Raw genomic sequence first — 14,754 nt, 5'->3', positions numbered from 1 at the left:
CAGCATCCACGAGACCCTTACCGATACCATGAGCACACAGCCTTTGATCTCCGCCTCCCGTTTCTACCAGCGCTGGCTGAATGCCGCCCCCGAGCGCGCCGCGCAGGTGGCGCAACTGGTGCGCGCGCCGCTGGACGGGCTCGATTTTGCCGCCGCGCTGCTTGAGCAGGCGAACGCCGCCACGCCGCCGCTGCCGGCCGAGCGGGCCATGCGCCGCCTGCGCAACCTGCTCGTCTGCGGCCTGATCGCCCGCGATCTGGAAGGCCAGGCGGACTTGAACGAAGTCGTCACGGCCATGACGGGCTTTGCCGATTTCACCATCCGCACGCATGTGGACGCCATCATGGCCGAGATGGTGGCCCTGCACGGCATGCCCATCGGCGAAGAATCGGGCGAGGAACAGGCCTTGATGGTGTTGGCGATGGGCAAGCAGGGCGGCGGCGAGCTGAACGTCTCGTCCGATATCGACCTGATCTTTGTCTACCCGGAAGACGGCGACACGCAAGCGACCTTGCCGGGCCAGCGCAGCCTGTCCAACCACGAGTTTTTCATTCGCATGGGCAAGAAACTGATTGCCGCCCTGGCCGAGATCACGCAGGACGGCTTTACGTTCCGCGTGGACATGGCCTTGCGTCCGAACGGCAATTCCGGCCCGCTGGCTGCCAGCCTGGGCATGGTGGAGCAATACCTGATCGTGCAAGGCCGCGAATGGGAACGCTATGCCTGGGTCAAGGCGCGCGCCGTGACGGGCAAACCCGAGGATATCGCTGCGCTCGACGCCATCGTGCGCCCCTTCGTCTTCCGCCGCTACCTCGATTTCGGCGTCATCGACGCCATCCGCACCATGCACGGCCAGATCCGCGCCGAGGTCAACCGCCAGGAGCGTTTGCACCCGGACCGCAGCAACAACGTCAAGCTGGGGCGCGGCGGCATCCGCGAAATCGAATTCCTTGCGCAAGTATTTCAATTGATACGGGGCGGGCGCGACGCCGACCTGCGCGAGCGTTCCACGCGCGCCACCCTGCGCACGGTGGCAGATAAAGGGCTATTGGAACCGGCCATCGTGGAACAGTTGCTGGGTTCCTACACTTTCCTGCGCAACCTCGAACACCGGCTGCAATACCTGGACGATGCGCAAACCCACACCCTGCCCGCGAACGAGGCCGACCGCCTGACCGTGGCGCAGATGATGGGCCTGCCCGACACGCCCACCCTGCTGGCCCAGCTGGAAGCGCACCGCGTATTTGTCGCCGGCCAGTTCGACGAGATGTTCAGCGACAAGAGCAGCGGCGCGCCGCCCGCCGACACGGGCATCGACCCGCAGACGTCGAACGACTGCGCCGCGTCCGACCAGCAGGAAGCCATCGAAGCCCGCTTTGCCGCGCTGGGTTTCCATGAGCCTGCCGCCTGCGCGCGGCGTTTGCTGGCCACGTGGCAGGCGCCGCGCTTGCAATCGTTGCCGGAGGCGAGCCGCACGCGTTTAGTGGCCCTCGTCAATTCCGCCCTGCCCCTGATTACCGATTGCTCCGTTTCCAACGGCAACGCCAGCCAGCTGGCCACCCTGGGCCGGCTGCTCGATTTCCTCGAAGCCATCGCGCGCCGCTCGGCCTATCTGTCGCTGCTGACGGAGTATCCGCACACGCTCGAGCGCGTCGTGCGCATGGTGTGCGCCAGCGGCTGGGCCGCCACCTTCCTCACGCAGCACCCGATCCTGCTCGACGAACTGCTCGATGAGCGCATCCGCAACACGGTGCCGGACCCGGCCGCGCTGGCGCTGGACCTGCAGCGCCAGCTCGACGACGCGCCCGGCGACACGGAGCGGCAAATGGATATCCTGCGCGAGACACACCATGCACAGCTGTTCCAGTGCCTGGCGCAAGACCTGGCGGGCGACCTGAGCGTGGAAAAACTGGCCGACTACCTGTCGCAGCTGGCCGACATCATCGTCGCCGCCACCGTGCAAGCCGTCTGGCAAACCTTGCCCGCGCGCCACCGCGAAGTGCCGAAATTTGCCGTCATCGCATATGGCAAGCTGGGCGGCAAGGAACTGGGCTATGTGTCCGACCTGGACGTCATTTTCCTGTTCGACGACGACGACCAGGAAGCACCCGGCCTGTACGCGAAGCTGGCGCAGCGTTTCATCACCTGGATGACCTCGCACACCTCGGCCGGCATTTTGTTCGACATCGACATCGCCCTGCGCCCCGATGGCGCCTCGGGCATGCTGGTCTCCAGCGTGCAGGCATTCGAGCGCTACCAGGGCAGCGCGGCCTGGGTGTGGGAGCACCAGGCGCTCACGCGCGCGCGCTTTTGCGCGGGCGACGCCACCATCGGCAAGCACTTCGAGCGCATCCGCGACACGATCCTGCGCAAGGAACGGCCGGAAAACGGCCCGCTCAAGGGCGAAGTGGTGGCCATGCGCAAGAAAATGCTGGACGCCCACCCGCCCCGCCCCGGCAGCTTCGACTTGAAACAGGACCCGGGCGGCATGATCGATATCGAGTTCATGGTGCAATACCTGGTGCTGCAGCACGCAGCGCAGTATCCGCAGCTGACAGCCAACTCGGGCAATATCGCCCTGCTGCGCCTGTGCGGCGAACTGGGACTGATCGACGCGCAGCTGGCCGCCCTGGTGGCCGACGCCTACCGCGCGCTGCGCAAGCTGCAGCACCAGCTGCGCCTGCAAGGACAGGACCTGGCGCGGGTGGAACCGGAAAGAGTGCGCGTGCATGCGGACAATGTCATGCGCCTGTGGCAAGCCATCTTCGGCGCCGCAGTCTGAGGCCGGACCGGACATGCCGCTCCATTACCTGTCCCGCCTGAGCGGCGCGGCGCGCGATACGCAAGCCAACCTGCAACTGGGCTGCGTGCTGGCGCTGGTGGCCGGCGCCGTGAATGCGGGCGGCTTTCTCGCCATCGGCGGCTATACCTCGCACATGACGGGCATCGTCTCCGGCATGGCCGATGACCTGGCGCTCGGCAATATCACGCTGGCGCTGGCCGCGCTGGGCGCCTGGCTGGCTTTCGTCAGCGGCGCGGCCGTGACGGCCATCATGGTGAACTGGGGCAAGCGGCGCCGCTTGCACAGCCAGTTTGCCGCCAGCCTGCTGCTGGAAGCGGCCCTGTTATTGCTGTTCGGCCTGACGGGCAATTACCTGGCGGCCATGCCCGACGTGCTGGGCCCCGTCACCATCTTGCTGTTGTGCTTTGTCATGGGCTTGCAAAATGCCATCATCACCAAGATTTCAGGCGCCGTCATCCGCACCACCCACGTGACGGGCCTGTCGACCGATATCGGCATCGAACTGGGCAAGATGGCGTATTACAACCGGCGCGCCTTGCCGGACCGCGTGGTCAAGGTGAACCGGGGCAAGCTCCGGACGCACAGCCTGCTGATCGCCTGCTTCTTCATCGGCGGCGTCAGCGGCGCACTGGCCTTCAAGCACATCGGCTTTCCTGCCGCCACCATCATCCTCGCCGGCGTGCTGACCCTGCTGTCCGGCGTGCCCGTGCTGCGCGACTTGCGCCTGCTGTGGCGCTTCTACCGGCGCCGCCTGCGCACCTTGCGTCAGTAGAAATATTTTTCTTTATGGCAATTATTAACTGGTTTTAATGCTAATATTTTTCTGCATCCGGCGGGCCGACCAAGCCCGGCTGGATGGTCTTTTGATTCGACACCCTACCGTTGTCCAATGATGAAAGCGAGAAAAATGATGTCCATTAAAAAAGCCCTGTTTGTCTTTGCCATCGCCGCCGGCGCCGCCGCTTCATTCTCCAGCACGGCCGCCGTGCGCGCATGGATTCCGTCGGATAACTGCGACTACATCCTCAATATGTGCTACCAGGGCGTCGAGGCATCGTGCGAACAGTGGCGCAATCAGTGCGAACCGAAGGAATAAGCGGGCAAGGGACGAAAAAAAACGCCCCGGAGGGCGTTTTTTCATGCGGTCAAAGAATTACTTGGCCGACATCAGTGCAACGGTGGTGTCGAGCATGCGGTTCGAGAAACCCCACTCGTTGTCGTACCACGACGACACTTTCACCAGGCGGCCCGACACTTTGGTCAGGGTCGAATCGAAGTTCGACGAAGCGGGGTTGTGGTTGAAGTCGATCGATACCAGCGGTTCGGTCTGGTACGTCAGGATGCCTTCCAGGGCGCCTTCCGAAGCGGCTTTCATCAGCGCGTTGACTTCTTCCACGGTGGTGTCGCGCTTGGCGATGAAGGACAGGTCGACCAGCGACACGTTGATGGTCGGCACGCGGATGGCGAAGCCGTCCAGTTTGCCATTCAGCTCAGGCAGGACCAGGCCAACGGCGGCGGCGGCGCCCGTCTTGGTCGGGATCATGCTCATGGTGGCCGAACGGGCGCGGCGCAGGTCTTCATGCATCACGTCGGACAGCACCTGGTCATTGGTGTAGGCGTGCACGGTGGTCATCAGGCCCGTTTCGATGCCGATGGCGTCGTTGAGCGGCTTGACCAGCGGTGCCAGGCAGTTGGTGGTGCACGATGCGTTCGAGATGACGGTATCCGTGGCTTTCAGCACGGAATGGTTCACGCCGAACACGACGGTAGCATCGACGTCCTTGCCGCCTGGTGCCGAGATGATGACTTTTTTCGCGCCGCCCTTCAAGTGAGCCGAAGCTTTCTCTTTGGTGGTGAAGAAGCCCGTGCACTCGAGCACGACGTCCACGCCCAGCTCGCCCCATGGGATTTCAGCGGGATTGCGCTGTGCGAATACGCGGATCGGATCGCCATTGACGATCATGTTGTCGCCTTCGACGGTAACCGTGCCAGGGAACTTGCCGTGCGCGGTGTCGTAGCGGGTCAGGTGGGCGTTCGATTTGGCATCGCCCAGGTCGTTGATGGCAACGATCTGGATATCCTGTTTCTTGCCGCCTTCGTAGAAAGCGCGCAACACATTACGGCCGATGCGGCCGTAGCCGTTGATTGCAACTTTGATCGTCATACTCTGCTCCTGATTGAATAGAAAGTACTAAGCACATTAAAAAAATCTGCTCGCCGCCGCGCCCATCTGCGGAGCGCTGGCGGCGGAAACGAGTAGGCCGATTAGCCGGCGATGACGGCTTTGACCTTGGCCACGACGTTGTCGACCGTGAAGCCGAAGTGCTTGAACAGCACGCCGGCCGGAGCCGATTCGCCAAACGTGTCGATACCGACCACGGCACCTTCCAGGCCCACGTATTTGTACCAGAAGCTGGTCACGCCCGCTTCGATGGCCACGCGCGGCAAGCCCTTCGTCAGCACGCTGGCCTTGTAGGCGGCGTCCTGGCGGTCATACACGTCGGTCGACGGCATCGACACCACGCGCACGGCGATGCCTTCCGAAGCGAGCGCGCTGGCGGCGGCCACGGCCAGTTCCACTTCGGAACCGGTGGCGATCAGGATCGCCTTGGCGTCAAGCACGTCATTCAGCACATAGCCGCCGCGGAAGATGTTCTCGATCTGTTCGGCGCTGCGCTCCTGGTACGGCAGGTTCTGGCGCGAGAAGATCAGGGTCGACGGACCATCCTTGCGGCGCACGGCGGCGCCCCAGGCAGCAGCCGACTCGACGGTGTCGCACGGACGCCAGTTGTCCAGGTTCGGGATCAGACGCATCGACGAGACGTGCTCGACCGATTGGTGCGTCGGGCCGTCTTCGCCCAGGCCGATCGAATCGTGGGTGAACACGAAGATCGAACGCAGTTTCATCAGGGCCGCCATGCGCAGCGCATTGCGGCTGTAGTCGGAGAACGTGAGGAACGTGGCGCCGAACGGGATGTAGCCGCCGTGCAAGGTGATGCCGTTCATGATGGCGCTCATGCCGAATTCGCGCACGCCGTAGTTGATATGGTTGCCAGGCTGGCCCGAACGCACGGCCACGCACTCTTTCCAGTTGGTCAGGTTCGAACCGGTCAGGTCGGCCGAGCCGCCCAGGAATTCCGGCAGGGACGACGCCAGCGCCTGGATGGCGTTCTGGCTGGCCTTGCGGGTGGCGATGTTTTCTTTCTTCTCGACGCAGGAAGCGATGGCGGCGCTCAACGCCGCTTCGAATGCCTGTGGCAGGTCGCCCTGCATGCGGCGGCTCAGTTCCGCGGCTTGCTGCGGGAATTCGCGGCCATAGGCGGCGAAACGCTCGTTCCAGTCCGCTTCCAGCAGGGCGCCTTGTTTCTTGGCATCCCAGGCTGCGTACACGTCGGCCGGCATCTCGAACGGGGCGGCATCCCAGCCGATGTATTCGCGTACGGCAGCGATTTCCTTGTCGCCCAGCGCGGCACCGTGGACCTTGTCGCCGCCCTGCAGGTTCGGCGAACCCTTGCCGATGATGGTCTTGCAGCAGATCAAGGTTGGTTTCGATGCGGTCTTGGCGGCGGCGATGGCGGCAGCCACGGCGGCGACATCGTGGCCGTCGACGGCGCGGATGACGTTCCAGCCGTACGCTTCGAAGCGGGCCGGGGTGTCGTCCGTGAACCAGCCTTCGACTTTGCCGTCGATGGAAATGCCGTTGTCATCGTACAGGGCGATCAGCTTGTTCAAGCCCAGAGTGCCGGCCAGCGCGCACACTTCGTGCGAAATACCTTCCATCAGGCAACCATCGCCGACGAAGGCGTAGGTGTAGTGATTGACGATGTCGTGGCCAGGCTGGTTGAATTCAGCAGCCAGCAGTTGCTCCGACAGGGCCATGCCGACGGCGTTGGCGATGCCCTGGCCCAGCGGGCCGGTGGTCGTTTCCACGCCTGGCGTGATATCGACTTCCGGGTGGCCCGGGGTTTTCGAATGCATCTGGCGGAAGGCCTTGATGTCATCCATCGACAGGTCGTAGCCCGTCAGGTGCAGCAGCGCGTAGTGCAGCATGGAGCCGTGGCCGTTCGACAACAGGAAACGGTCGCGGTTCTGCCATTTTGGATTCGCGGGATTGTGGCGATAGTGACCACTCCACAGGGCAACTGCGATCTCGGCCATGCCCATCGGCATGCCTGGATGGCCGGAATTGGCCTTTTGTACAGCATCCATTGCCAGTGCGCGGATCGCATTGGCCATTTTGGTAGTCGGGAGCGTAGTTGTCATGATGGTATGGGTCAGTCGCGAGTTTGGAATTCGTTTGCAACAGCGCGGACAGGGAAGCCGGCTGCTTTCTGTAGTCGACTATTTTACCAGACTGGGGGGCCGCAAATTAGAATTGCGGCGTACCGGCCCGCCAAATGGCTATACTTTGACCTCTTTCCCATCCATATTTCGCTCAATCTAGGATTTGCATGCCGCGTTTTTTCTGCCCCCAGCCGCTCGTCGCCGGCACCACCGTCTCCCTGCCGGAGGCTGTCGCCCACCATATCCAGGTCGTGCGCCTGGCGCCGGGCGACCTCATCACCCTGTTCAATGGCGAAGGCGGCGAAGTGCAGGCCAGCCTGGTGGCGGTGGCCAAGCGCAGCGTGACGGCGCAGATACAGGCGCACGTGGCGCGCGAGGCGGAACTGCCCTACGCCGTGACTCTGGCGCAGGCGCTGCCGGAAGCGTCGAAAATGGACTGGATCATCGAAAAAGCCATCGAACTGGGCGCGGCCGGCATCGTGCCGCTGTCGGCGCAACGCTGCGTGGTGCGCCTGTCCGCCGAACGGGCCGAGAAGAAACTGGCTCATTGGCAAGCCATCATCGTTTCCGCCTCGGAACAGTGTGGCCGCAACCGCCTGGCGCAGCTGGCGCCGTTACAGGATTTCAATCACTGGAGCAGCCAGCAAGATTTATCGAATAACAACAACAAGCGCATCATTCTGACGCCGCGCGCGCAGCAGTCGCTGGCCGACTGGGCCCGTCACCAGCCGCCGCAGGCGATCACCGTGATGGTGGGACCGGAAGGCGGATTTTCGGAAGCGGAAGAAAAGGCGGCCATGGCCGCCGGCGCCATCGGCTTGTCCATGGGACCGCGCATCCTGCGCACGGAAACGGCGGGCCTGACGGCGCTGGCCACGCTGGGCGCCTTGTGGGGCGGGATGTAATCAGCAGCTTGCAAGGCACGGCCTTGCCCCTTCATCCACGGGAACACTCCCACGGCTGAGGATGACAGGGCCATAAAAAAAACCGCCGGCTTGCACCGGCGGTTTTTTCATGCTTGCCTTGCCCATTCACATGAGCAAGGCCTCTCCAAGTCGATTAAAACTTGTAGTTGTACTCTGCGGTCAGTTTCACAGCGCGTGGAGCGGTGTAGCTGATGACGCGGCCGTACGTTTGGCTGACGTTGTAGTTACCACGAGCAACGTTGTAGGTTTCGTCGATGGTTTGTGCCGTTTGTTTGTTAAACACGTTAAACACATCCACTTTCAAAGCCAGGCCGTTGATTTGCTCTGGACGGTAGGTCACGTTGGCATCGAAACGCACATCCCATGGCAATTTGCCGAAGGTGCCGCGTGGCGCTTCCTTGCCATCGCAGTAGAAGTAGACCGAACCGTAGTTCGCTACGTCTGCTGGCAGGTCAGGACGGTTACCGAAGCAGCTGCGTGGACGACCGGAAGCGATCAGAGCATTGCCGCCGACGCTGATCTGATTGGTCAGCTCATAGAAACCGAAGGCTTTGATCTGATGGGTACGGTTGTTTGGCAGCAAGCCATCCGCGCCGATCATCAGTTCCTTGTTATCCCAGCTCGAAGTTGCAGCCACGTCAGTTTGTGCATTGTCCGAACGGGTTTGACCTTCGGTGTTACCCGTGCTGCGCGACCACGTGTAGTTGATACGGCCATACCAGCCGTTGCGCATCGGATGTTCCGCAAACAGATCGAGTGCCGTGTACGTACGCTTGGCTTTATCGAAACCGATATCGGCAGCTTTCAGGTCAACGCGGGTGTAGTTCGATTGCGTACCAGCGAAATCGACCCAGAAGCTGTTGTCTTCGCCTGGATTGAACGAAGCGCAGTTAAAGCCGCCGTAGTTCGACGTATCGATGCCTTTGGCGGCAGCGAAAGCATAGATCTGACGGTCATCGCAGAAGTCATCGATCGTTTGACGCAGCTTACGATAGGTCACTTTAGCGCCGAAATTCAGACTAGGCGAGTAGGCTTTCTCGAAACCGACCGTCAGTTCATCCTGGTACGTAGGCTTGATATCGATCGCGCTCAGGGTCTTGACATCTTTCGATTGGCCCAGTTCGTTGTTCGTCGAGAACTCAGGCGTCAGAGCCGTCAGACCCGTCGGACGACCGTACTGATCGGTACCGGTATAGGTGTAATACTGGTTGGTGAACAACGAGCGGCTCGCACCACGCACAGCCAAGTGGGTCGGGATTTGCACGGCGTAACGACCAACGCTACCGTACACTTTCAACGATGCATCACCGTTCACGTCCCAGGCAGCAGCCAGACGTGGAGACAGCTGGTTCTTGATTTCCAAGAAGGTTTCGCCGTCACCGTTTTTGTTTTTAAACGATTCGCTGCGCAGGCCAACAGTTACCAACAGGTCTTTCGTTGCCTGGTAGCGGTCTTCGATGTACTGAGCCGACTGATCCGAGAACGCGTTGGTCAGCGTGTTGTACAGCGTGCTGCCAACATAGTAACCCTGGGTACCCAGGCCGCCGCCGCTGGCCACCGGCACGCGATAGCCGCCGCCGAAGTTGGTCGCTACCAGTGGATTGGCAACCTTGCCGTAGGTCCACAGACCGCCACCAGCTTGCACATCACCCGCATTCACGGACGACAGCTTGTTGTTGTCCAAGCCGCCACGGATCGTGTGCTTGCCCAGTTTGTATTCCAAGTCGATACGCGACGACTTGATCTTGCTTTGCGCATCATTACCAGGAATCACGCCGCTCAGCACTTGCGGGCTGGAATAGTTCAGGCCAGGTACGCGGGCGTTCGAAGGCGCGGTGATCGCAAAGATATCCGCAGGAGCGCTGCCGACTGCATCAAAGCGGTTCTTGTTCTTGGTTTTGCTTTCGCCATACACGGCGGTAACAGTCAGGTCATCGGTCAGATTACCCGTGTAGCGCAGAATTTGCGATTCGGCGCCGACGTTAGGCGAGAACGTTGCATCATTTGTATAGTGCTGCGATGCCGTTTGCGCGCCGCGCAGAGCCGTTGCGTAGTCGTATGCGTACAGTTGGCGGTCCGACTTGCCTTCATCACCCAGGAAGGTGGCTTCCAGGCGATGATTGTCCGTGATGTTCCAGTCGAACTTGGCGATGTAGCGGTCGATCGTATCCTGGTTCGATGCAAAGCCGGTGGCCGCATTCGACGCCGAGGTACGGGTGCCGTTGATGCGTTCCCAGTCGGTTTTCTTGGTTTCGATCGCAGTGAACATGAACAGCTTGTCCTTGATGATCGGACCACCGACGTAAGCACCGTAGGTCTTTTCAGTCTTGCTGTTTTCCGAGTTGCGACGGAACAGGGTGCCATCGGTCGTTGCATTTTCCGGACGGCCCGTTACCGGGTAGTAGCTGTCGCGATATTTCGCGCGCAGATTGTCCGGCTCGATACTGACGCTGGCGCCAAATTCCCAATTATTGGTACCGCTCTTGGTCGTGATATTGACCACGCCGCCAACGGAACGGCCGAACTCGGCGCCGAAGCCGCCGGTCAGGATCTGTGCCTGGGCAATCGCGCCGAAAGGCAGTTCCGATGCGCCCAGCTGTGTCAGTGGGTTGGTAACAGGGAAACCATTGATGTAGTACGCATTTTCAGACGCGCCGCCACCACCGAAGGAAGCACCGGCCGCGTAGCGCGAGTCGGCACGGGTGGTGTTTGGTGCCAGCTGAATAATCGCTGCAACGTTTTGCGCGATAGGCAGACGGGCCAGTTCTTTGGCGGTAAAGGTCGCGCCATTGTTGGAGCTGGACACGTCGATACGGTTGCGGCGGCCGGTCACTTGAACCGCTTGCACGCCGGAGGCAGCCGTTGCGGTGACAAACGATGCATCCACACCCTGGCCAACCAGAACATCGACTTCGACCGTTTTGCTGACTTGGCCATCACGTACCAGTTCCACTTTGTAGTGGCCTGGAGGCAAGGCGGTGGCGAAATAGCGGCCCGATGCGTCTGGCACCACGGTACGCTTGGCGCCCGTGTCCGTATTCAGCAGAACAACCGTGCTGCCAGCGGCGGCTTCGACGTTACCGTAGATGTTACCGGCAGCGTTCGATTGAGCCATGGCTGCAGGAACCACGGCAGCGGTCAGGGTGGCCGCACTAAACGCGATGGACAGCGCGCGTACTAAAACAGTTTTTCTAAACATGTGGTTTCCTAATTATTATATTAAGTGTTATGGGGTACCTCTGATAGAGAGACCCGACAAAGTTAAGCACTAAATCATGTTCAATACGTTTTTTATTTCCGGTTTTAGTTTTCAATTAATTTCACTCTCAACCCACACTGATAGCGCAGATCCCCAAACGAATTGTTTTTAGAAAAAAATCATTCGCTTAAGCAATACATAAAACCATATTGGCCGCGTTAGTGTCAATACAATAGCTTCTGGTTTGTGCGTAAAAGCAACAACTCGCAAGGGGCTGTTTTGACAGGAAGAGGTGTCTGAAATGGAGCATATGCGCACCATTTTGGTGCAATGCAAAATAAAGAATATGTATATACGAAAAACCAACTTCAGCTCGCGCCCAATCATGGGCTTTGAGGCGTTTTTGCCTTGTCAAAATGCACCGAAGTGGCAGCGCAACATAGGGGCAGGCAGACCGTGGATGGGCGCGATGGCGCCGGTGGAAAAGCAGGAGGGGGACAGAAGCGGAGATCTTGACGTTGCAACAATACAACATTCTCTCGGATCTACGCTTCTGGTTTCATGCGGAAAGGTGCGGGTTCTTATTTCTTGTATGAAGTCGTGAAAATATTATGTTCCAAATCTCTTCTTGTCGTCTCCAATACCCGGATTTCATTATCCGAGTTTATTTTATCCTGCACCAGCTTCTTATCGTATGCGGCAGCATATGATTCGGTCGATTTTTTCCAGGCGCTGCTCTCATTGGAAATGCCCTGCTCTATCGCTGCCGCTTCCGTCAAGATATTACCGTAGACTTTATTAATCAAGGCAGCGGAACGGGTAAATTCATCATTATTCATCAGCTTGAGAATTTCCGGCTTGATGGTTTTATCTGCGGCAGCAACGCTACGCAAATTAACGATAAAACGCCCGTAACATTCGGTCCAGGTATTTATCTTGGCATTCACTTTGCGAATATCTTCATTGCTGGTCGATTGCGCGGGAATTTGAGGGCGCTCGCAACCGTAGCGGGAATACGCGGCGCTACCGCCGTCAAAGTTCGTCGTGTAGTAGGCGATGTCGGCGTGATGGGCCTTGCGCTCCTGCACCAGCGCCAGCGACGCGGCAGCTTCCGGATGCCCTTTCGCGGCAGCCTGCTTCAGCCAGTAAGCGGCCTTTTCCGTATCCTCGGCCGTTCCTTCGCCAAAGCCGTACATTTCACCGAGCTGCAGCTGAGCATTCACATTCCCGGCCTCGGCTAATTTATTAAAAATCTGAAAGGATTTGTAAAAATCCTTGTTATCCCATAATTTCTGCGCATCGCTCAATTCATCCGCTTGCGCAGCGCCGAACCCGGCCAGCAACAACATGACTAAAGTTATTTTTTTCATCTTCACGCCCGTTAAGAAAATTAGAGACTCAAACCCTGGCTGATCACTTGAGGACGCTTGCCACCGGATCAGTGCGGTGCGCGCGTATCAGCAGTTAATGCTAAGACACAATTTATTATTTTGCAATTTGTAATTTTCTTGAAAATTACCCAAAAAGACATTTTCCAGCGTGCCTACAGAGTGCCACACAGCAACAAAGAGGAGCTGAAAAATATGCACTGGCGCAGATTTTGTTGCAAAAAAATTACATTCACTCCAAGCCACATTGTCATTTCCACCAAAAAATCGTTGACAATCCTCCCGTTATCATCGTTGTCCATTGCCGATAGCCCGGGGAGTCCGGGTAAAATAGCGCCTTGCCACACCACACGCATTCACCATGGGGCCTAGACAGCCCCCAACCTCGGACCCACCATTATGTTGCGACTCAACGAAGTAAAACTCCCCCTCGAACACGACGAAGCGGCCCTGCCCGCCGCCATCCTGGCGCGCCTGGGCATCGATACCGCCGATTTGCTCGGCTTTACCGTCTTCAAGCGCAGCTATGACGCGCGCAAGCGCAGCGCTGTGGTGTTGATTTACTCCCTGCATGTCGAGATCAAGAACGAAGCGGCCGTGCTGGCGCGCCTCAGCCACGACATCCACCTGATGCCCGCGCCCGATACCGACTACAAATTCGTTGCCGGCGGCGAACAGCTGGCCGGCCACACGAACGAACCGCGCCCCATCGTCATCGGCACGGGCCCGTGCGGCCTGTTCGTGGCGCTGATCCTGGCACAGATGGGCTTGCGCCCCCTGATCCTCGAGCGGGGCAAGCAGGTGCGCGAACGCACGGTCGACACCTTCGGCTTCTGGCGCAAGCGCGAGCTGAACCCGGAGTCGAACGTGCAGTTCGGCGAAGGCGGCGCCGGCACCTTTTCGGATGGCAAGCTGTACAGCCAGATCAAGGATCCCAAGCACTACGGCCGCAAGGTATTGACGGAATTCGTCAAGGCCGGTGCGCCCGAGGAAATCATGTATGTGAGCAAGCCGCACATCGGCACCTTCCGCCTGGTCAAGATGGTGGAAGAAATGCGCGCCAATATCGAGCGGCTGGGCGGCGAATACCGCTTCAGCAGCAAAGTGGTCGATCTCGACATCGTGCCAGGCGCCGATGGCGGCCAGGTGCGCGGCGTGGTGCTGGACAATGGCGAAACCATCGCCAGCAACCACGTCGTGCTGGCCATCGGCCACAGCGCGCGCGACACCTTTGAGATGCTGCACCGCCGCGGCGTGTACATCGAGGCGAAACCGTTCTCGATCGGTTTCCGCGTGGAACACCCGCAGTCCCTGATCGACAGCTGCCGCTTCGGCCCCAGCGCCGGCCACCCTATCCTGGGCGCGGCCGACTACAAGCTCGTGCATCACGCCAGCAACGGCCGCTCCGTCTACAGCTTCTGCATGTGCCCGGGCGGCACGGTGGTGGCGGCCGCCTCCGAACCGGGCCGCCTGGTGACGAACGGCATGAGCCAGTACTCGCGCAACGAGCGCAACGCCAACAGCGCCATCGTCGTCGGCATCACGCCGGCCGACTATCCGGGTGACCCGCTGGCCGGCATCGCCCTGCAGCGCGAACTGGAAGAGCGGGCGTTCGCCCTGGGCGGCGGCAACTACGATGCGCCAGGGCAGTTAGTCGGCGACTTCGTGGCGGGCCGCGCCTCGACGGAATTCGGCAGCGTGGTGCCGTCGTACAAGCCGGCCGTGCACCTGACGGACCTGGCGCCATCCTTGCCCGAATATGCGATCACGGCCCTGCGTGAAGCGTTTCCTGCATTCAACAAGCAGATCAAGGGCTACTACAAGGCCGACGCCGTGCTGACGGGCGTGGAAACGCGCACCTCGTCGCCGATCCGCATCAAGCGCCGCGACGACGACCTGCAAAGCCTGAACACGCGCGGCCTGTTCCCCGCCGGCGAAGGCGCCGGCTATGCGGGCGGCATCCTGTCGGCCGCCGTCGACGGCATCAAGGTTGCCGAAGCGGTGGCCTTGTCGATGGCGGCGCGCCGCTAGGTGTGAAGTTGCAAGAGGTTATTCGGACTAGATCCGAGCCGTGACATCGGGGCCTTGCCAGCAATGCCCTGATGCGGCCGGTGCCAGTTGTAGTGATGATTCCATTCCTTGAGCATGTGGGCA

Annotated in this window: 9 protein-coding genes; 5 read left to right on the top strand and 4 right to left on the bottom strand. The window is 60.2% G+C overall.

Going from position 1 to position 14,754, the window contains the following annotated elements; genetic code table 11:
- Positions 1-28 precede the first annotated feature (28 nt).
- From glnE to GCN74_RS23520, 3 genes are all read left to right on the top strand, one after another.
- Complete coding sequence (gene glnE, locus GCN74_RS23530) at positions 29-2,782, top strand: bifunctional [glutamate--ammonia ligase]-adenylyl-L-tyrosine phosphorylase/[glutamate--ammonia-ligase] adenylyltransferase (protein ID WP_413541560.1); 2,754 nt, start codon at positions 29-31, stop codon at positions 2,780-2,782.
- A gap of 13 nt (positions 2,783-2,795) precedes the next feature.
- Positions 2,796-3,575, top strand: a complete 780-nt coding sequence (locus GCN74_RS23525) for a YoaK family protein (protein ID WP_152258911.1) — start codon at positions 2,796-2,798, stop codon at positions 3,573-3,575.
- A 135-nt stretch (positions 3,576-3,710) separates the two neighbouring features.
- Positions 3,711-3,899 (top strand): hypothetical protein, encoded by a 189-nt coding sequence (locus GCN74_RS23520; RefSeq protein WP_152258910.1) that lies wholly within the window; start codon positions 3,711-3,713, stop codon positions 3,897-3,899.
- 57 nt (positions 3,900-3,956) lie between these two features.
- On the opposite strand, the gene gap is transcribed toward GCN74_RS23520, so the two are convergent.
- Positions 3,957-4,967, bottom strand: a complete 1,011-nt coding sequence (gene gap, locus GCN74_RS23515; RefSeq protein ID WP_152258909.1) for a type I glyceraldehyde-3-phosphate dehydrogenase — start codon at positions 4,965-4,967, stop codon at positions 3,957-3,959.
- 101 nt (positions 4,968-5,068) lie between these two features.
- Positions 5,069-7,066 carry a transketolase gene (gene tkt, locus GCN74_RS23510; protein WP_152258908.1) on the bottom strand — a complete coding sequence of 666 codons (1,998 nt, stop codon included), beginning with the start codon at positions 7,064-7,066 and terminating at the stop codon, positions 5,069-5,071.
- Between the two features lie 188 nt (positions 7,067-7,254).
- Between tkt and GCN74_RS23505 the strand changes: the two genes are divergently transcribed.
- Positions 7,255-7,992, top strand: coding sequence for a 16S rRNA (uracil(1498)-N(3))-methyltransferase (locus GCN74_RS23505; RefSeq protein WP_152258907.1), 738 nt, complete (start codon positions 7,255-7,257; stop codon positions 7,990-7,992).
- Between the two features lie 154 nt (positions 7,993-8,146).
- Here GCN74_RS23505 and GCN74_RS23500 read toward each other — a convergent pair whose 3' ends face one another.
- Positions 8,147-11,212 (bottom strand): carboxypeptidase regulatory-like domain-containing protein, encoded by a 3,066-nt coding sequence (locus GCN74_RS23500; protein WP_152258906.1) that lies wholly within the window; start codon positions 11,210-11,212, stop codon positions 8,147-8,149.
- A 581-nt stretch (positions 11,213-11,793) separates the two neighbouring features.
- Complete coding sequence (locus tag GCN74_RS23495) at positions 11,794-12,582, bottom strand: tetratricopeptide repeat protein (protein ID WP_152258905.1); 789 nt, start codon at positions 12,580-12,582, stop codon at positions 11,794-11,796.
- A gap of 417 nt (positions 12,583-12,999) precedes the next feature.
- Between GCN74_RS23495 and GCN74_RS23490 the strand changes: the two genes are divergently transcribed.
- Positions 13,000-14,631: an NAD(P)/FAD-dependent oxidoreductase gene (locus GCN74_RS23490; RefSeq protein ID WP_152258904.1), complete on the top strand. Its 1,632-nt coding sequence runs from the start codon at positions 13,000-13,002 to the stop codon at positions 14,629-14,631.
- Positions 14,632-14,754: the final 123 nt, after the last annotated feature.

The sequence above is a fragment of the Janthinobacterium sp. FT14W genome, assembly GCF_009208755.1.
GTDB classification, from domain to species: domain Bacteria; phylum Pseudomonadota; class Gammaproteobacteria; order Burkholderiales; family Burkholderiaceae_D; genus Janthinobacterium; species Janthinobacterium violaceinigrum.
This window is presented reverse-complemented; position numbering and strand designations above follow the sequence as displayed.